The following is an 18163-nucleotide window of genomic DNA, read 5'->3' as shown; positions in this document are numbered from 1 at the left end:
CGGCCCTATATTGAGCTTGATGTCATTTTTGCAAATTTCCGATATTGTCCAGGCGTCATCCCTGTCTTGCTTTTGAAGAGATTATAGAAATGATTGGCATCCTCGAAGCCGATCCGGTTCATCGTATCTTTCACAGTTAGTGAGGATTCTTTGAGCAGCTTCATACTTGTCTGAATCCGATAATCTTGTATATAGCTCTTAAAAGGAGTTTCGAAATGCCGTTGGAATAATCTGGAGAGCTGACGTTCACTACGGTTGGTCATTCGTGCAATTTCTTTTAAGGATACCGTAGACAGTGGCAGGGCCTGAATCGTTTCGAGAATTTGCAGCTTTACTGGATGTATATCTAGCTTAGGGGGCCATTCAGACTGCTGGAGTTTCCCCGTATCGGTCGTCAAGCATAACTTAGAGAGAAGATCGGCCACTCTCCCGATTATAAGAGTCTGGAATAAGGGAGGCTTCTGCTGAACGAGCGTTCTCATATGTTCGGTTAGCAAACGGAATTCGGATCGCGCATCGATGATTTTAAGCCATGGAGTTCTTTCCCGCTCAGTCGTATCCGGCTTACCCAACAACCAAGAAATCAACTCTCTTATCTCCGAATCTGGGAATATACGAGATAGTTCAAGCAGCCATTCGGGCCGGAGAATAACATTTCTCACATGCAGGTTGCTTGTGGTTGAGGGGCTTGCATTCGGCCGAAAGACATGTGTGATTCCAACGGGGATAATATAGATTTCCCCTTGCTTCGCGGTGACTGCAGTTCCGTTGATATATTGTGTTCCATGACCGCTTAATACACAAATCATCTCCGGGAAATCATGCGTATGCTCAAGAAGCCAGTAATTCTCATAGACATCCATGACAGTCAGAAATTCATAATCAGCTAAAACTTCATTAGTCGGATAATGTTTCCTCGTTCGATTAGGGATCATTGATATATTCACCCCTTAAATTTGTCATTTATTCCGGATATGTGTCCTGTTTCCCATTATAAAAAATCCTTTTGTCCATTATACAATGAGTTACGATGCCGAGTAACTATCGGAATCTATTAACTGCAGGCAAACGGAGGGAAATATATGAAGAAGTATGATGTAGCTGCATATGTTTGGCCATCTTATACGGGGGATGAACCCAGAACCAGAATGTTCTGGCCGGAAGGATATGGCGAATGGCAGTCGGTAAAAAATGCGGTAAAGAAGTTTCCTGAACATAATTGGCCGCGGAAGCCGCTTTGGGGATATGTCAATGAAGCCGATCCCTATGTAATGGAGATGCAAATTAATGCGGCTGCCGACCATGGGGTTAATGTATTCATCTATGATTGGTATTGGTACGACAAGAGGCCGTTTCTGGAGCAGTGTCTGAATAACGGATACCTGAAAGCCAGCAATAACGATAGAGTGAAATTTTACCTCATGTGGGCAAATCACAATGTCCCGAACATATGGGATGTTCGGATCTCGGATGTGGAGGATGATAATATCATTTGGAATGCCGCGGTGGATCGGCAGGAATTCGAAAAAATTGCAGACAGGTTGATAGAAAAGTACTTCAAGCATCCGTCTTACTATACGCAGGATGGGAAACCCGTATTTATGATTTACGACCTTGCCATTCTAATGGAGGGGTTGGGGGGAGCAGATGCAACTAAAGCTGCATTTGCGTGGTTTCGAGAGCGTGCGGTGCAAGCGGGTTTACCGGGACTTCACTTGCAATTGACCCTGTGGGGCGAGCGGGATTTCAATCTGAGCGGGGTTGATGGGGGGAAATCGGCTACGACGAGCGAGATCGTGAAGTTTCTCGAATTCGATAGCTTGTCCCATTATCAATTCATTCATTTTGTCGATATCGATAGAGACTACAATGAGATTATGGAGGATGTTCTCGGCGAATGGAAACGTATTGACGAAACCTTTGATATTCCCTATTATCCGCACATTTCTATCGGTTGGGACAACAATCCAAGATTCCAAGAATTCCGTCCGGGCATCGTGAAGAACAACACACCGGAAAATGTGAGAAGAGCGTTCCAAAAAGCCAAAGAATATGCTGATGCGCATCCAGATCAGTATCCACTGATCGTAATTAACAGTTGGAACGAATGGACGGAAACCAGTTATTTGCAACCGGATGACCTGTATGGGTATGGTTATCTCGATGCGGTCAAAGATGTGTTTAAGTCCGTTGACTGAGAAGTAGACGCTACGGCGATCTATCATGATTCACTTATAGAGACAAAGCGAATAAAAGAAAACCTTGATCGTATAGGTTTGAATGGCCCTGACGAATTGCAGTCAGGGTTTTTTTGCGTTTTGTAGACTATGTTCCCTAGGTCGAAAGTAAAGCTAACCCCCTAATAAAGTAAAACGGAGCCATTCGAGCGCGAATGTGTGAATGATAAGCTTGTTGATGAGAGTAAGGAATGCTTGACGAAAAGGGGTGTTGAAGTGGCGGCTGTAACATTCGAGCATGTCTATAAATACTACGGAAAAGAAGAACGCCCTTCCGTCAACGATTTTCACTTGAACGTGGAGGATGGAGAGTTTCTTGTGCTGGTAGGGCCATCGGGCTGCGGCAAAACGACCACTCTGCGTATGTTGGCGGGGTTAGAGGATATATCGCAGGGAGATATCTATATTGGAGATAAATACATCAATTACGTATCTCCCAAAAACCGTGATATCGCTATGGTATTCCAAAATTATGCCTTATATCCTAATTTGACTGTATTTGAAAATATGGCGCTCGGCCTCAAGCTGCGAAAGGTAGCGAAGTATGAAGTTGAAATGCGAGTACAGCGGGCCGCTAAAATATTGGAAATCTCTCATTTGCTTCTTAAGCGCCCAAATCAGCTTTCCGGCGGTCAAAAACAGCGGGTTGCGCTTGGCCGTGCAATCGTTAGAGAACCGCAGGTTTTCTTGATGGATGAACCGTTGTCCAATCTGGATGCCAAGCTTAGGGCCCAGACGCGGGCGGAGCTCATTAAGCTGCACAGCCAACTGCAAACAACCTTTGTTTATGTTACGCATGACCAGACAGAGGCTATGACGATGGGGACTCGTATTGTGGTGATGAAGGACGGCTGCATTCAACAGGTGGCAACGCCGCAAACGCTTTATGACGAACCTGCGAACCAGTTTGTGGCCAGCTTTATCGGCAGTCCGCAAATGAATTTCATCCATGGGAGGATCGTTCGAAGAGATGAAGTGTTGTATTTCGAAACGAAGCGGCTGCGTCTTGCAATTCCGCCCGGAATGGAGCAAGCACTGAATAATAGCGAGCGAATGATGCGCACGGCGGTACTGGGTGTCCGCCCGGAACACGTTGCAGCAAAATCTACTGATCAGCAAGATCTAGAAGAGTGGAAGGTTAACGGTAAAGCCGAAATTGTCGAGCTCATGGGCTCCGACACCTACGTTTATCTCAATATCGGCAGCGAGCAGTTGTTGGTTTGCAGAATGGAAGCGCACACAAAAATTACGAGCGGTGATGAGGTAGAAGTGATGATCCTGATGAATAAAGCCCATTTATTTCATCCCGATGATGGGCAGGCCATCCGGATGGGGGATGATTCATAATGACCGTGTTCCGAACGGGATCGGCAAGGAAGCCTGGCGTTACGATAGTGCTCTTCATCGCGGTCGCCGCCATTTTTTTATTGTTCCGTTCGCTGTCTTCCGATGTTGGCAGTTACACGGTGATCGATGCTGAGGAGCTGGCGATTGGCGGCAGCTTTATGGAAGAGCAAGAAGGCGAGCTTCTCTATTATCAGGATGTTGTGCGAAGGTACCAGGCGTTGGAGGCTAGACCCGCGAAAGAGGCTTCGTCAATCTCTATTCCCGCAGTGAGTTATATTGCGGCTTCTCCAGATGCCGAGCTAGCACAGATCGCTCAAACTTCTTCAAACCCGCCTGTGCTTCATTGGAATAATGATTCAGGATGGGTGGAGTGGGAGTTCGAGGTGGGCGAAACGGGATTATACACCCTGGAGCTGGATTACGAGCCGCTTCCTGGAAGCTTCTCCTCCGTCGTGCGAGGGTTTAAGATTGACGGCCAACAGCCTTTCCGGGAGGCGGGGGCTATTATACTGGATCGATATTGGAAGGATGGTCAATTCCCATATACCCGCAATGCCTTGGGCAATGAGATGCGGCCCGTGCAGAAGGAGCTGGAGGGGCTGCGAACAATAGCAGCAGCCAGCTTCAGAACTTCTTCCGAACCGCTGCAATGGTATTTGGAGCAAGGGCGGCATACGATTCGCATGACGGAAGGGCGTGAGCCGGTTGCGCTGGGTGAGCTTCGACTGACAGCTCCGAAGGTTGTTCCTTCATATGAGGAATACAGAGTTTTGCATGGCGGAGCAACCTTAACTCGACAACAGGAAGATTGGTCCCGCATTTACGAGGCGGAGCAAGCAGCTGCCAAGTCCAAGCCCGGCATACAGTCGGTCTCGCTGCGGGAGCCCAATGTAACGCCAGACCCCAAGGGGAGAATTGTATACAATGCTATCGGCGGGGATCGCTGGAAGGAAGCAGGGGATTGGCTGGAATGGGATATCGAGGTGCCTGAGGATGGTCACTATGAGCTTGCGATTCAATATTTGCAAACATGGCGGGGAGAGGTTTCGGCTTACCGGACAATCTCGATTGACGGCGAGGTGCCCTTCCGTGAAATGTATGCTTATGAATTGCCTTCGAATAGGCGTCTTAGCCCACTGACGGTCCAAGACAAGGATGGCATGCCGTTTCTTTTTTATTTGACCAAAGGCAACCATGTACTGCGAATGACAGCTGATGCAGCTCCGGTTGAACCGGCGGCTTTGGCGCTAAGACAAACACTGAAAGAGATGAGCGAGTTGGACCGCAAGCTCCGGACTCTGACAGGCAACTTTGGTTTTGGTCGGGATACGCCTAATACGGATCAGAACCGGACATGGGACATCGTCAAGTATTATCCGCCCATTCACGAAGATTTGAAAAAGATGATCGAACGGTTGGAGAAAACGGCGGCCTACTTGAACGGGTTGTATCAGACGGAGACAGATACAGCTTCTGCTATTCGTGTTGCAGTGGATACGCTTAAGTATTATGACAATCACGTTGAAGATATCCCTAATCGTCTTACGGAGCTGACAGTAGCTCAGAACAGCCTGGCAACTTGGTTGAATCAGTTGGACGGCCAGATGGTATTACTCGATCGAATCGAGGTGCGGTTGCCTGGTCAAGAGACGATGCTTCCAGAGGCCGGGGCTTTGGAATTTGTCTGGTACTCAGCCGTTGATTTTGCCCGAACCTTCTTTATGTCGTATAGCGACAAATCAACGAATAAAGAAGAAGCGATTACCGTATGGGTACATCGCGGTCGCGATTATGTCGACGTATTGAACCAGATGATTCAACAATATTTCACCCCAGAGACGGGGATTACGGTTAACGTCAACCTTATGCCGAATCCCAATGCGCTTATATTGAGCAATGCTGCCGGGGATCAGCCCGACGTTGTGCTCGGTGTCTCAGGAGAAATGCCGGTTGATTATGCGATGCGTGATGCAGTAGCGGATTTATCGCAATTTCCAGGTTATGAAGAGGTAGAAGAGCGTTTTCAGCCGGGTGTTATGCGAAGCTACCAATACAATGGCGGCACGTATGGGCTTCCGGAAATTCAGAACTTTAGCGCGTTGTATTATCGTACGGATGTGTTGGACAGTCTTGGACTTACTCCTCCTGACACATGGGAGGATGTTTACAGAATGCTGCCGACATTACAGGAACAGGGGATGGCGTTTTATTTTCCGCCCAAAGACTTTAGCGTTTTCTTCCTGCAGAATAAGGCGCCTTTTTATTCGTCGGAAGGTAATACTTCAATGCTGGGAGAGAAGGCTGCGCTGGATGCTTTCACGGAATGGACGGAGCTGTTCGACAAATATTTGTTTCCCATGGATGTGCCTTCGTTAATCGAGCATTTCCGTAAAGGCAGCGTGCCGATTGGTATTGCGGACTTCTCATTCTACGTCATGTTGAATGTGGCTGCTCCTGATATTGCAGGGAACTGGAAGATGCTACCTATACCTGGAATGTCTGGCGAAGGCGGAGAAACGGAGCGTTGGGCGCAGCAGTCGACGGCAGGAGCGATGATTATGAAGCAAAGCGAAAAGCAGGAAGAGGCATGGGCATTTCTGGATTGGTGGACTTCAGCTAATATTCAGCTGAGATATGGTGAAGACGTGGAGTCGCTGTACGGTCTGGAATATCGATGGAACTCTGCCAACGTAGAAGCGATCTTAAACATGCCATGGCCACAGGAGGAACTGAGCGTACTAAGAGAGCAGTTCCGCTGGGCTAATAATATTCCGATTGTGCCTGGACATTATTTCTTGCCTCGTGTGATGGACTTTGCATGGAATGATCGGATATTGAGAGGCATTCCTGCCAAAGAAGCGCTGGAGGATGGCGATAATAGTCTGAAGCGAGAAATTAGAAGGAAGCTGGATGACTTCGGCTTGCCTATAGACATTGATCTGCAGGTGCCGGATGATCCCGACCCTGTGGTGAGGGAAGGAAGGGATAGCCGATGAAAACAGTTGATGTTCCAGTCCCTCCCTCCACTTCCCATCGTAAAGCCGGTGCGGATTGGAAGCTCAGATTGCGTAAATTTGTACGGGAGATGTGGAGAGATCGGGCGGCCTATCTGTTTTTAGTTCCCTTCCTGCTGAGTTTTATAATCTTTATCTTTATCCCTGTATTATTGGCGGCATTGCTCAGCGTGACATCCTTTAATGGCTTCACATTCCCGCGACTTGTGGGTCTGAACAACTTTATCGCCATTATTTCGCAGGATTTGATCTTTCTGAAGTTTGCGCTGGCCAATACGCTCAAATTCGCGCTTATTGTTGGGCCGGGCGGTTATATTTTATCTTTTGCATTTGCTTGGCTTATTCACCAACTGCCTAAGCGTATTCGGGATTATTATACGCTGGCGTTTTACGCGCCTTCTCTGGCTGGCGGGGTAGCATTGTCTGTCGTATGGGGGGCCGCGTTTAGCGGCGACCGTGTTGGATATTTGAATAATTGGCTGTTGAATCTGGGCTTAATCGATACGCCGCAGTTATGGCTGCAGGATCCGAAATACTTGCTCGGAGTCATGATCGTCGTGTCGCTATGGACAAGTTTCAGTATTGGTTTCCTGGCCATACTTGCTGGACTGCAAACCGTTAATCAAGAGATGTACGAGGCAGGGCGGATGGATGGTATTTCAAATCCGTTGCAAGAGGTGTTCTATATCACCATTCCGGCGATTAAACCGCAAATGCTCTTCAGCGCCATTATGGCGATTGTCGGCACGCTCAAGGCAGGTGGAATCTCCGTACAGCTTACTGGTCAGATGATTACCCCCCAATATGCGGGCCATTTGATGATTAACCATATAGACGATTATGCGTTTTTGCGGTTCGAGCTCGGCTATGCTTCCGCGTTGTGCGTTATCCTCCTCGTTATCAGTTATTTGGTGCTCCGGTTCTGTTACCGGTTGTTCTTGCCCAAGGAGGATGAATAACGATGATTTTAACGTTACGAAAATTGCGATTCAACAAAGTGATGTTGTTGATGGGACTGACGGCTTTGGCTGCATTTATGATGTTGCCCATCGTATTTTTATTCAATCATGCATTCAAGCCGCTTAACGAGTTGTTTCTATTCCCGCCGCGGTTTCTTGTCAGTCAGCCGACATCACAAAACTTCGAGCGGCTATGGAGCTCCACTTCCGGCGACCTGGTGCCGTTTACGCGTTATTTGTTTAATAGCATGCTTGTGGTTGTTGCAACTTTAATCGCTGTTGTGGCAGTCAGCACGATGGCAGCTTATGCGCTCGCCAAATTTAAATTTCACTTTCGCACAATAGTTATGGCACTGATTTATGTATCGCTCATGTTTGCGGCGGAAACGGTGCAAATTCCGAGGTATCTCATCATTAGCGGAATCGGGGTCAGCGATACTTACTTCGCGCATATTCTTCCCTTTATCGCAGCGCCTGTATCGGTGTTTCTACTGATTCAGTTTATTACGCAAATACCGGATTCTCTGCTGGAGGCAGCAAAGATAGATGGAGCGAAGCAATGGACGTTGTTTACGCGGATTGTTATACCGCTGACCGCTCCAGCCATAGCAACTGTTGCTATTCTTACCTTTCAGGCCTCCTGGGGCGATGTGGAAGCATCTACCTTATTTATTCATGAAGAAACACTTAAGACATTGCCTTATTATGTGCAGACCTTAGGCAATGCCGCACAGAATGTCGTCTCCGGCCAAGGCATGATGGCTGCGGCTGGACTGCTGCTGTTTATTCCGAATTTGCTGGTGTTTCTGCTGTTTCAGAATCGTGTAATGGAAACGATGGTCAGCTCGGGAATTAAAGAATAACCGTTCGGCTAAGCAAACAGGAAGGAGGAGCTACAGTGCCGACAGCTAGAAGATTAATCGGTTTGATAGGCATTCTGTGCCTGCTCTGTCCGGCGCCGGCATTCGCCTCATTGCCATATTGGACCGAGTATTTTATCCCGGATCAGCATGATGTATGGGAGACCCAGCCCGTATATACACCGGTAGTTGCAATGACAGGCAAAGGAAAAGAGGGGCAACCTGCCTTCTCGGAACCTAATGATCTATTTATATCTCATAACGATCAAGTGTACGTAGCTGATACTGGCAACAATCGAATCGTGATTCTAAATCCGGATGGCGACTTTGCCAGACAGATTGCACCTGAGGAAGGGGAAGGAAGGCTCAGTAAGCCTGAGGGTGTATTCGTCACGGGAGATGGAACCGTCTATGTGGCGGATACTGGAAATCAGCGAATTGCAGTATTTGATAACGAGGGCAGCTTCCTAAAGGAGTATCGCAAACCAGTAACGGAGCTGCTGCCGGATTCCTATTTCTTTGTGCCCCGAAAGATCGTCGTGGATACAAGAGGAACACTATACATCGTATCAGCAGGCTCCTATCAAGGGATTGTACGCATGAATGCGAATGGCGACTTTACCGGCTTCTTCGGAGCTAATAGGTCGACGATCACGTTCACGCAATGGATGCAGCGTCAGATTCTGTCTGCTGAGCAGTTAGCAAGAGTAACCGCAGTCCGGCCAGGAGAATCCAGCAATATAACGCCTGTGTCCGATGGTTTTCTATTGACGGCTAACTCGGGTGTAAACAGCGGCCAGATTAAGAAATTGAACGCTGGCGGAGTAGATATGCTGAAAAATAGAAGCTTTCAGAATCTGGATCAATTAGTTGATGTAGCAATTGATGCCAATGGTTTCATGTATGCCGTTTATCGACATAGCGATGGAGCTATTAACATCTACGATCCTCAAGGTCAGGCGCTCTTTCGTTTTGGAGGTATCAGCACAGATTCAGAGCGGCTTGGCCTATTCAGCTTTCCGACGTCTATCGCACTTAATTCACGTCAAGAGCTGTGGGTGGCAGACAGTAAGTTGAATATAGTGCAAGTTTTTGAACGAACCGAATTCGGTGATTCGGTGCTGCGTGCAATGGACTTATATGACAAGGGATATTATACGGATGGACAATCGCATTGGGAGCAAGCTATCGCGCTTAATGAAATGCTCGACGCCGGTTATCGCGGACTAGGTAAAGCGGCCTTGAAGGAAGGGGATTACGATGAAGCATTGACCTACTTCAAGCAAGGGACAGATCCCGAAGGTTATTCGGATGCCTTCTGGGAAGTGCGTCTAGATTGGATCCAGAAGAACTTGTTGCAGGCGATTGCCATCATCATAATGATTTGGGCCGCATCGGCCTTGTCGCTCCGCAGGCAAGCTACGAAACAATGGTGGAAGAGAATCACCGAGAGACCGCAAATACAGACTTATGTCCAAGAGTGGGGAGACTTTCGATATCTGCTATTGCATCCATACGAGGGCTTCTATCGCTTGAAGGAACGCCGTATATCCATGGTGACGTTAATGACCATTATGCTTGGGGTTATACTGCTCACCATCGGAAGGACGTATTGGACTGGGTTTTCCTTCGATCCGACACCAGTGGAGCTTCGTGACCCGATATGGCCGATACTGATCGTGCTCGGAGGCTGGTTGACCTGGGCAGTGGCCAATTATCTCGTGAGTACGGTCAAGGATGGGGAAGGGCGGTTCCGAGAGGTGATGCAGGCAAGTACGTTCGCGTTTGTCCCTTATATCGCGTTTATGCCGATCTATTTGGTTCTGACGAATGTGATCGTACTGGAAGAGAGGGTTGTAGCGGATTCACTGCTTACGGTCATGTGGATGTGGATAGCCATGCTTATGTTAGTCATGACCCAGGTCATTCACAATTTCGATTTCATGGAAGCTATACGAAACTCGGCAGTAACTCTGCTGACGATTGGAGTCATTTGGATTATGCTCACAATTTTGACGGCGCTCGGCTACAACGTTTACAACTTTGTCTATGAGTTCTCGCGGGAGGTAATCCAGTATGGATGAGCAGCCGCAGGTCAATCGAGAGTTTGAGCAGAAAGCCAAGGCTCATGTCGCAAGCCATACGAGACGTATGACGAGAACGAAGCAAGGTAAGTTGATGCTGGCCGTAGCGTCGGCCGTTGTATTGCTTGCCGGAGGATGGCTGATCTCTGCTGGTCAGGAGCGAATTCCTTCGCTTCGGGAGATGGGCCTCGCACTCGCTGAGCCGGAGTTGAAACCGTTGTCAGACGCTTCATCCTGGCAACCAGGAGCTATAGATGGTGAAGGTTATGCAGTGGCCATCGATAATGGAAAGTATGCGTTGTCCATCCATTCGATTACGAGCGCGATCAAGCTCCTCAATTACGAGACCGGTTATGTATGGCGAAGCAATCCGCCGCAGGAGAAATTAGAGAGCGAGACGGTTAAAGGTACACTGCTTGCAAATTTGAAGTCGCCATTTATGTTGGAATATCACGAAGAGGGCAAGAGCCAGCGGTTGATTGTCAATAACGCAGATAAAGATTTGGCCATCGATTACCAGCTCGACGACGAGAGGCTGCAGGTAAACTATTGGTTCAACAAGCAAGCCATCGGCTTTAGTCTTCAATATCGCCTTACGGCTTCCGGAATGGAGGTTCGAGTACCAGATGCGAGCATCCGGGAGGAGGGTGCGAATTTCATTGTATCCCTACAGGTATTGCCTTTCTTTGGAGCAACTCGTAATGAAGAGCAGGAAGGTTATTTGTTTGTACCGGATGGCCCTGGCGGCCTGATCTATTTTGACGCTGATCGAACCATTGCCGGCCGGGGCTATCGTTACAACGCATATGGAGAAGACTGGACAATTCGAGCAGCGAGTACTGAGAATGTGCGCGAGAGTCCGGTCACTTATCCTGTCTTCGGTATCAAGCATCGGGATGAAGCATTCGTGGCAGTGCTCAAGGAGGGACGATTCGAAAGCCGTATTAAAGGACAACCGGCAGGGATTGTATCGAGTTACAACACGGCTGTCGCGGAATGGATTTACCGTGAGGAATACGGCCAGAAGCTAAGCAAGCTTACTCCCCCCATAAATACGATCCAGAAGGAACGAATATCTGGTGATCGAGTAATTGAATACCGTTTGCTTGATGGGAAGGGGGCCGGATATGTGCAGATGGCTCACTCCTATCGGGAATATTTGCAGGAAGCGGGAGAGTTGCCAGATCAAGAAGCAATTACAGAGCGCTCGAGCGCATCTATTGGACCATCGTTGGAGATGCCGTTGCTTCTAACCATTGTTGGCGGCAGCACGGGCGAGTCGCCAGTAGGTGACAAGTATGAAACAGCCACTACATTTGGTCAGGCAGAACAAATCATTGAACAATTAGAAGCCGAGGGAATTGATAACATAGAGGTTATTTTAAAGGGCTGGCAGCAGGGGGGAGAACCTGGCGTTGCCGATATCTTCCCTGTTGAAAGGAAGCTGGGCGGTACTGCCGGAGCCCAAAAGTTTATAGACATGGCCCATTCGTTTGGATACAAAGTGTTGTTTGATCAAAATTTTATTTGGTACAGCGACAAAGCATCCGGCATCTCAGCGAGGACCGATGGTATTCGAGCAATGGATGGCACTGTTTTTACGTACTCGGGAATGTTTGTGATGACGCCTAGCCAGTCAGTTGGTTTAGCGTATGAGGCTATTAATCGGCTGGAGAAGCTGGGAGCGGATGGTGTCGCATTTTCAGAATTCGGCAAGCGGATTTATAGCGATCGTCAATCTGATCGGGGGGTCACACGCGAGCAAACTGCACATCTGTTTGGCGCGGCTATGAATTATGCTCGCGAACGACTAGGAAAAGCAGTGGCTGAAACTGGAAGCGATTATATTTTGTCCCATACAGAACTCATTCAAGAGCTGCCTTTCGAAACGAGTTATGACTTAAACGTGGATGAGACGGTTCCCTTTTATCCCATTGTCCTTCACGGTTTGATTCCATATTCTTTTACACCGGGCAACATGCGCGCTCGTTATGACGATCATTTCTTGAAGGCGATTGAATACGGAGCTATTCCATCGTTTGTTGTAACCCATGAGCCTTCAATCTCCATTCGCTATACGTTGGACAATGATCTGTATAGCACACATTTCGCCAAATGGAAGGATCGAATCGTCGAGGAGTATCGGGCATTCAGTCAGCTTGCCCCATTGCAGGGGAAAACAATCGTCTCACATCGTCGGCTGGAGGACGGTGTGTATGAGACAGAATACGAGGGAGGTGCGTGGGTCATTGTCGACTATAACGCCTCTACATTTCAAGTAATCGGGGGGGATTGAGTATGGCACGACAATTCAATGCCCAAAGAGAACGCTTTTTATACAAATGGAAGGACTACAGCGCGGGTTATCTGTTCCTTCTCCCTTGGACAATCGGATTTATCGTTTTTATGGCTTTTCCGATTGGATGGTCGCTGTTTATGAGCGTGAATAACGTATCATTTCAATCGACTGGCATGGCGTATACTTTCGTCGGGCTTGAAAATTTCCGGCGAGTGCTGGTGGAGGATAGTGAATATTCTGTAAAGTTGCTGATGTATTTTCAGGAAATTGTATTAATGGTGCCGCTTATTATTATTTTTTCGTTCCTGGTATCGATTCTGCTTGCTCAACAGTTCAGAGGGCGTACGTTCTATCGAGCTTTATTCTTTTTACCGGTTATATTCGCAACCGGACAGGTGCTTATGGAGCTGTTTAGTCAAGGGCAGGGGGAGCTCCCCTTCATCGCACAATATGGACTGGAAGGTATTGTATATGAAGCGGTGGGAAGACAATTTGCTGAACCAGTTCTGGGAGTAATGAGCAAGGCAGTTATTATTTTGTGGTATTCAGGCGTGCAGATTCTTATTTTTATTTCCGGTTTTCAGACCATTCCGAAATCTATTTATGAAGCAATCCGTATTGACGGTGCTTCGCCTTGGGAGAGCTTTTGGAAAATTACGCTGCCTGGCATGAAGCCGTTTATTGGGCTTTGCACGCTGTACACGCTAGTAGACATGTTCACCTTTCCGTTCAATCCGATCATGGAACTGGTAAGCAAACATATGTTTTTGCAGAAAACCGGATACGGCTATTCCAGTGCAATGGCTTGGATGTACTTTGCCATCGTGCTCGTGCTGATGTTAATCGTTGTCTGGTTTACGAGCCGGACGCGTCAAGCGAAGTGAAAGGAGAGTATCCCATATGAAGTTGCAAACTCGTATGCAGCCGTTGCTTGCATTCGCTCGGCGCAAGCAAGGACAGCGTGTACGCCTTGTGCTGCTAGGCAAGCATACGAACGACGGTCTCATCGCCAAGCTGTTGCTGTATGCCGTACTCAGCATTGTCGCATTTCTTTACTTGCAGCCATTGTTATACGTTGTATCGACCATGTTTAAAAGCTTAAGCGATCTTATCGATCCGACGGTCAAGTATTTGCCCCGTGACTGGACCCTCGGTAATGTCGCCAAGGCTTGGGTAGGACTTGAATATCCGAGTGCGTTTGCGAACACGCTCGTCATTGCGCTGTTTTGTTCCATCATCCAAGTCATTGTATGTGCCATAACCGGTTATGGCTTGGCCAGGCTTCGTTTTCCAGGACGCGGGCTGTTGTTTTTTTTGGTCGTGTTGACTTTTCTGATTCCTCCTCAAGTTTACGTCATCCCGCTATTCGTCATTTATGGGAAGCTGGGACTCTTGAATACGCCTTTCGTCTTTCTGATTCCGGCCTTATTTGGGCAGGGACTGCGAAGTGCGCTGTTTATTATCATTTTCCGGCAGTTTTTCCTTGGGCAGCCGAAGGCGTTGGAGGAAGCGGCCAAGCTGGATGGTGCGACGGTCAATCGGCTATTTTGGCGAATTATGCTGCCGCTCGCTTCGTCGGCCTGTATAGTTGTATTCTTGTTTTCCTTTATATGGTACTGGAACATGTATTACGAAGCATCCATGTTTCTTTCCAGTGACTTTACTCCTTTGTCGATCCGGTTGGATAGTTTGGAGCAGGTTCTGACCGGGAATACGATGACCCACTTTAACATCAAGCAAAACCCGGTAACAGAAGGAGCAAAGATGTCGGCGGTATTCCTGATCCTGCTTCCTCCAACGTTGTTATATATGTTTGCGCAGCGTTGGTTTACCGAGGGTATCGAACGGACAGGGCTGGTGGAGTAGCGACGGAGGCAATGAACGGGAGGTGAGGAGGATGTAATCGCAGCAGCAGGAATAGAGCGGGAATACAAATAAAATTTGGAGGTCATACAAATGAAAAGAAAAGTAATCTATAAAAACAAACTTGCATTGATTCTGACAGTATTATTAATTGCATTATCCATCTCTGCCTGTTCGGGCGCCAACAGCGAGAATACACCGCCGTCTCCTGCAGCCACTCAAGAGGTTAAACCGACTGAAGATACTCCCGAAGCGACTGTGGCGCCTGAAAACCGCGATCCGGTAGAGCTGACATTGGTTACGAACTGGACGGGAGAAGAACCGAATATAAAAGCCATGTTCGAGAACTTCAACAAGCTCTATCCATGGATCACAGTGAAGTTCGAGACGGTGCTGGAGGGGGCAGCCGCAATCGTTGCGAAAGCTGTCGCATTACAAGCTGCCGGCACGCCTGCAGATATGATTATGCCAGGAGAGCTGACATCCGGCGCGGAGCTGTACGAAGATTTAACTCCTTATATAGAGAACGATCCCGATCTTCGTGATCTTCCTTTCCCGTCTAGCTTTATGAACACTTTTAAAGTGGATGGCAAGCAGTTGGCGTTGCCGGGCTCCAATGCGGCTCCTTTCCTGATGTTTGTCAATAAGGATCTGTTGGAGAAACATGGTCTGGAGATGCCGGCCGCGGAATGGACCTACGACGATTTGCTGAAAATGGCACAGCAGGCAACCGACCCGGCAGCCGGAGAGTGGGGTTTGGATTCCTCTCCGAATGTAGCCCGTATTCTAACGAGCAGTCTAGCCATTGCTAATGGCAGCGCGGGCAGCCATTCGTTCATGAACGCCGAAGGGACCGAAAGCGTGGCGAATACGCCAGCCGTATTGGCGGATGTGCAATGGGTGCAGGAATTGCAAACCAAACATCATGTCGTTCCGAACCGCCAGCAAGCGACCGAGCAAGGGTTAAGCGATGCCTTTATGCAAGGGAAAGCACTGTTCACCGTACAAGGACCATGGATGACCGGCGTCTACAAGGATGCGCCTTTCGAATGGGATGTGCTTTCTTTGCCGTACGGAACAGAGAAACAAGCGACTTTGCTGTTGACTGCTCCATTCGTTATGCTGAGCGCCTCTAAGCACAAAGAAGAATCATTGTTGTACTACAAATATTTAATGTCCGAAGAAGGCTTAAAGTTCTCCATCGATTGGGGGGATTCGCCGTGGGGACTGAGCGCGGAGCTGCAGGAGTATTTGTTTACGAATGCTTCGGCTTGGCAGGGCAAAAACATCGATGCGATTAAACAATTGTATAACGGAGAGCCTTGCTGCGCCGCACAGGGCATGAATGTTGTCGATTATGGCGAATACGTGACTGCTATCGATGGTGGATTGGATCAAATCCTGTTCGATGGTGCTTCGATCAATGAGATATTCATTCCAGCTGCGGATCGGTTTAATGCGACGAGATAAGCCGTCACGGCGAACGGTCGCTGAGACTACGTATTACAGGGAGGAGAAGTCCGATGAAACTGGGGATCAGCTCATACAGCTTGCATAGAGCTCTAGGAGAAGGCGGTACGACCATTATCGATTTAGTGCAATGGGTGGCGGACAATGGGGGTGAGCATATCGAGATCGTGCCGATCGGATTTTCGTTAGACGAAGACCCGAGGTTGGCCGAACGGATCCGGCGCAAGGCGGAGGAGGTCGGAATCGACATCTCCAATTACGCGATTGGCGCCACGTTCCTGCAGCCAGATAAAGACAGCTATCGCAACGAAATCGACCGCGTGAAACGTCAGGTAGATATCGCCCATACTTTGGGAACGAGCCATATGCGCCATGATATCGGCTCGCGACCCATTCCAGAATCGACGATTCAGAATTTCAATCGGGATCTGCCCTTGTTCGTGGAAGCATGCAGGGAAGTCGCCGACTATGCGAGCCAATATAACATGACGACGAGTGTGGAGAACCACGGTTATTACGTACAAGCGAGCGACCGGCTTCAGGCGCTGGTTTCCGCGGTGGACCGGCCGAACTTCCGTACGCTGCTCGATGTAGGCAATTTTATGTGCGCGGACGAAGATTCGGTGACAGCGGTCAAAAAAAACCTGCCGATCGCTTCGATGATTCATCTCAAGGATTTTCATCTTCGTCCAGGAAACCGTGATTACGGAGAAGGCTTCTTCCCAACGCTGGGCGGCAATCTTCTCCGAGGCACGATCGTCGGTCAAGGGGATATTGATCAGCATGAGGTCATCCGCTTGATCAAGCAATCCGGGTACCAGGGCTATATTTCGATCGAATACGAGGGGCACGGTCCTTGTTATTATGGTTCCAAGGTCGGTATGGATAACGCCCGCAGAATGTGGAATGAAGCGTAATTTATCACGGGGAATAGAACAGGGAGGCTACAACGAATGGGGAAGATTGGAATAGGCGTAATCGGTGCAGGAAGCATCTCGAACATGCACCTCAGCAGTTATACCGCCAATACGCATGCCGAGGTGATAGCCGTATGCGATGTCAATCGCGAACGCGCTGAACAAGTAGCGGCACAGTACCAGATAAAAAACGTTTATACCGATTACAAAGAGCTTTTGGCCGATCCGGAGGTCGATGGCGTCAGCATCTGCACCTGGAACGATACCCATGCTGAATTTGCGATTGCAGCGTTGGAAGCCGGCAAGCATGTGCTGTCGGAGAAGCCGCTGTGCCAGACGGTGGAGCAAGCGAAGCAAATCGAAGAAAGCGTGCGAAAGAGCGGGAAAATATTTCAGATGGGCTTCGTTAGGCGCTTCGACAACAATGCCCTAATCGCTAAAAAAATTGTGGACAACGGCGATCTCGGCAATGTGTATTATGCCAAGGCCTCTTGTCTGCGCAGACTGGGCAATCCTGGAGGTTGGTTCGCAGACAAGCAGCGCTCGGGCGGCGGACCGTTGATCGATATCGGTGTTCATATTCTCGATCTCAGCTGGTATCTGATGGGCCGGCCCAAGGTCAAGTCGGTCAGCGGCTCCGTTCATTATGATCTGGGTAATCGTGCCAATGTTCAAGGGCTGGAATTTTATAAAGCGGCTGACTACGACGCGAGTAGCAACACGGTAGAGGATCTGGCGACTGCGTTCATCCGCTTCGAGAACGGGGCAACCTTGGTCTTGGATGCCAGCTTTACGTTGCATGCCAAAAACGATGAAACGTATCTGAAGCTGTTCGGCGACAAGGGAGGAATGGAAGTGGATCCAGCTCTTTTGGTGGTATCGGAGAAGTACGACACGATCTTTAATCTCCAGCCTCAGTTGAAAACGCTTCACCTTGATGTCTACTCGGCGTTTCAGAATGAAATCGATCATTACATCGATTGCATCCGGACAGGGAATACACCTCTCAGCACGGTCGAGGATGGCGTTGAAGTGATGAAAATGCTCTGTGCTATCTATGAATCCGGGGCAACGGGAAAGGAGATTTACTTCTAGCCGGGCTGCTAAGGCGAG

At 48.6% G+C, this 18163-nt stretch carries 13 protein-coding genes; 12 read left to right on the top strand and 1 reads right to left on the bottom strand.

Annotation, left to right across the window (positions count from 1 at the left end):
* Nucleotides 1-5 precede the first annotated feature (5 nt).
* Nucleotides 6-935, bottom strand: a complete 930-nt coding sequence (locus H7F31_RS28525; protein ID WP_187101564.1) for an AraC family transcriptional regulator — start codon at nt 933-935, stop codon at nt 6-8.
* Nucleotides 936-1082: 147 nt separating this feature from the next.
* Between H7F31_RS28525 and H7F31_RS28520 the strand changes: the two genes are divergently transcribed.
* The 12 genes from H7F31_RS28520 (at nt 1083) to H7F31_RS28465 (ending at nt 18145) form a co-directional block, all read left to right on the top strand.
* Nucleotides 1083-2198: a glycosyltransferase WbsX family protein gene (locus H7F31_RS28520; RefSeq protein ID WP_187101563.1), complete on the top strand. Its 1116-nt coding sequence runs from the start codon at nt 1083-1085 to the stop codon at nt 2196-2198.
* 255 nt (nt 2199-2453) lie between these two features.
* Nucleotides 2454-3584 carry an ABC transporter ATP-binding protein gene (locus H7F31_RS28515; protein WP_187105586.1) on the top strand — a complete coding sequence of 377 codons (1131 nt, stop codon included), beginning with the start codon at nt 2454-2456 and terminating at the stop codon, nt 3582-3584.
* The gene (locus tag H7F31_RS28510) at nt 3584-6580 is read left to right on the top strand and encodes an extracellular solute-binding protein (protein WP_187101562.1); all 2997 of its coding nucleotides are present in this window, start codon (nt 3584-3586) and stop codon (nt 6578-6580) included. The genes H7F31_RS28515 and H7F31_RS28510 overlap by 1 nt, the downstream gene beginning before the upstream one ends.
* The gene (locus tag H7F31_RS28505) at nt 6577-7557 is read left to right on the top strand and encodes a carbohydrate ABC transporter permease (protein ID WP_256975456.1); all 981 of its coding nucleotides are present in this window, start codon (nt 6577-6579) and stop codon (nt 7555-7557) included. Before H7F31_RS28510 ends, H7F31_RS28505 begins: the two co-directional genes overlap by 4 nt.
* Before the next feature lie 2 nt (nt 7558-7559).
* The gene (locus tag H7F31_RS28500; RefSeq protein ID WP_187101561.1) at nt 7560-8420 is read left to right on the top strand and encodes a carbohydrate ABC transporter permease; all 861 of its coding nucleotides are present in this window, start codon (nt 7560-7562) and stop codon (nt 8418-8420) included.
* Nucleotides 8421-8455: 35 nt separating this feature from the next.
* Entirely contained in the window at nt 8456-10501 is a 2046-nt protein-coding gene (locus tag H7F31_RS28495) for a YIP1 family protein (RefSeq protein ID WP_187101560.1), read from the top strand.
* Nucleotides 10494-12797: a DUF5696 domain-containing protein gene (locus H7F31_RS28490; protein ID WP_187101559.1), complete on the top strand. Its 2304-nt coding sequence runs from the start codon at nt 10494-10496 to the stop codon at nt 12795-12797. Before H7F31_RS28495 ends, H7F31_RS28490 begins: the two co-directional genes overlap by 8 nt.
* A gap of 2 nt (nt 12798-12799) precedes the next feature.
* A complete protein-coding gene (locus H7F31_RS28485; protein WP_187101558.1) occupies nt 12800-13684 on the top strand; it encodes a carbohydrate ABC transporter permease in 885 nt (294 codons plus the stop codon).
* A gap of 16 nt (nt 13685-13700) precedes the next feature.
* Nucleotides 13701-14666, top strand: coding sequence for a carbohydrate ABC transporter permease (locus tag H7F31_RS28480; RefSeq protein WP_187101557.1), 966 nt, complete (start codon nt 13701-13703; stop codon nt 14664-14666).
* 90 nt (nt 14667-14756) lie between these two features.
* Nucleotides 14757-16133 carry an ABC transporter substrate-binding protein gene (locus H7F31_RS28475; RefSeq protein WP_187101556.1) on the top strand — a complete coding sequence of 459 codons (1377 nt, stop codon included), beginning with the start codon at nt 14757-14759 and terminating at the stop codon, nt 16131-16133.
* Nucleotides 16134-16186: 53 nt separating this feature from the next.
* Nucleotides 16187-17050 (top strand): sugar phosphate isomerase/epimerase family protein, encoded by an 864-nt coding sequence (locus H7F31_RS28470; RefSeq protein ID WP_187101555.1) that lies wholly within the window; start codon nt 16187-16189, stop codon nt 17048-17050.
* 36 nt (nt 17051-17086) lie between these two features.
* Nucleotides 17087-18145, top strand: a complete 1059-nt coding sequence (locus H7F31_RS28465; protein WP_187101554.1) for a Gfo/Idh/MocA family protein — start codon at nt 17087-17089, stop codon at nt 18143-18145.
* The last annotated feature ends 18 nt before the right edge of the window (nt 18146-18163 follow it).

This window comes from Paenibacillus sp. PAMC21692, assembly GCF_014303795.1.
GTDB lineage: Bacteria > Bacillota > Bacilli > Paenibacillales > Paenibacillaceae > Pristimantibacillus > Pristimantibacillus agaridevorans.
This window is presented reverse-complemented; position numbering and strand designations above follow the sequence as displayed.

What these genes read in the sequence shown, in the direction of transcription:
- H7F31_RS28525 (WP_187101564.1), bottom strand. Translation starts at nt 935, where the DNA reads ATGATCCCTAATCGAACGAGGAAACATTATCCGACTAATGAAGTTTTA.
- H7F31_RS28520 (WP_187101563.1), top strand. Translation starts at nt 1,083, where the DNA reads ATGAAGAAGTATGATGTAGCTGCATATGTTTGGCCATCTTATACGGGG.
- H7F31_RS28510 (WP_187101562.1), top strand. Translation starts at nt 3,584, where the DNA reads ATGACCGTGTTCCGAACGGGATCGGCAAGGAAGCCTGGCGTTACGATA.
- H7F31_RS28505 (WP_256975456.1), top strand. Translation starts at nt 6,577, where the DNA reads ATGAAAACAGTTGATGTTCCAGTCCCTCCCTCCACTTCCCATCGTAAA.
- H7F31_RS28500 (WP_187101561.1), top strand. Translation starts at nt 7,560, where the DNA reads ATGATTTTAACGTTACGAAAATTGCGATTCAACAAAGTGATGTTGTTG.
- H7F31_RS28490 (WP_187101559.1), top strand. Translation starts at nt 10,494, where the DNA reads ATGGATGAGCAGCCGCAGGTCAATCGAGAGTTTGAGCAGAAAGCCAAG.
- H7F31_RS28485 (WP_187101558.1), top strand. Translation starts at nt 12,800, where the DNA reads ATGGCACGACAATTCAATGCCCAAAGAGAACGCTTTTTATACAAATGG.
- H7F31_RS28480 (WP_187101557.1), top strand. Translation starts at nt 13,701, where the DNA reads ATGAAGTTGCAAACTCGTATGCAGCCGTTGCTTGCATTCGCTCGGCGC.
- H7F31_RS28475 (WP_187101556.1), top strand. Translation starts at nt 14,757, where the DNA reads ATGAAAAGAAAAGTAATCTATAAAAACAAACTTGCATTGATTCTGACA.
- H7F31_RS28470 (WP_187101555.1), top strand. Translation starts at nt 16,187, where the DNA reads ATGAAACTGGGGATCAGCTCATACAGCTTGCATAGAGCTCTAGGAGAA.
- H7F31_RS28465 (WP_187101554.1), top strand. Translation starts at nt 17,087, where the DNA reads ATGGGGAAGATTGGAATAGGCGTAATCGGTGCAGGAAGCATCTCGAAC.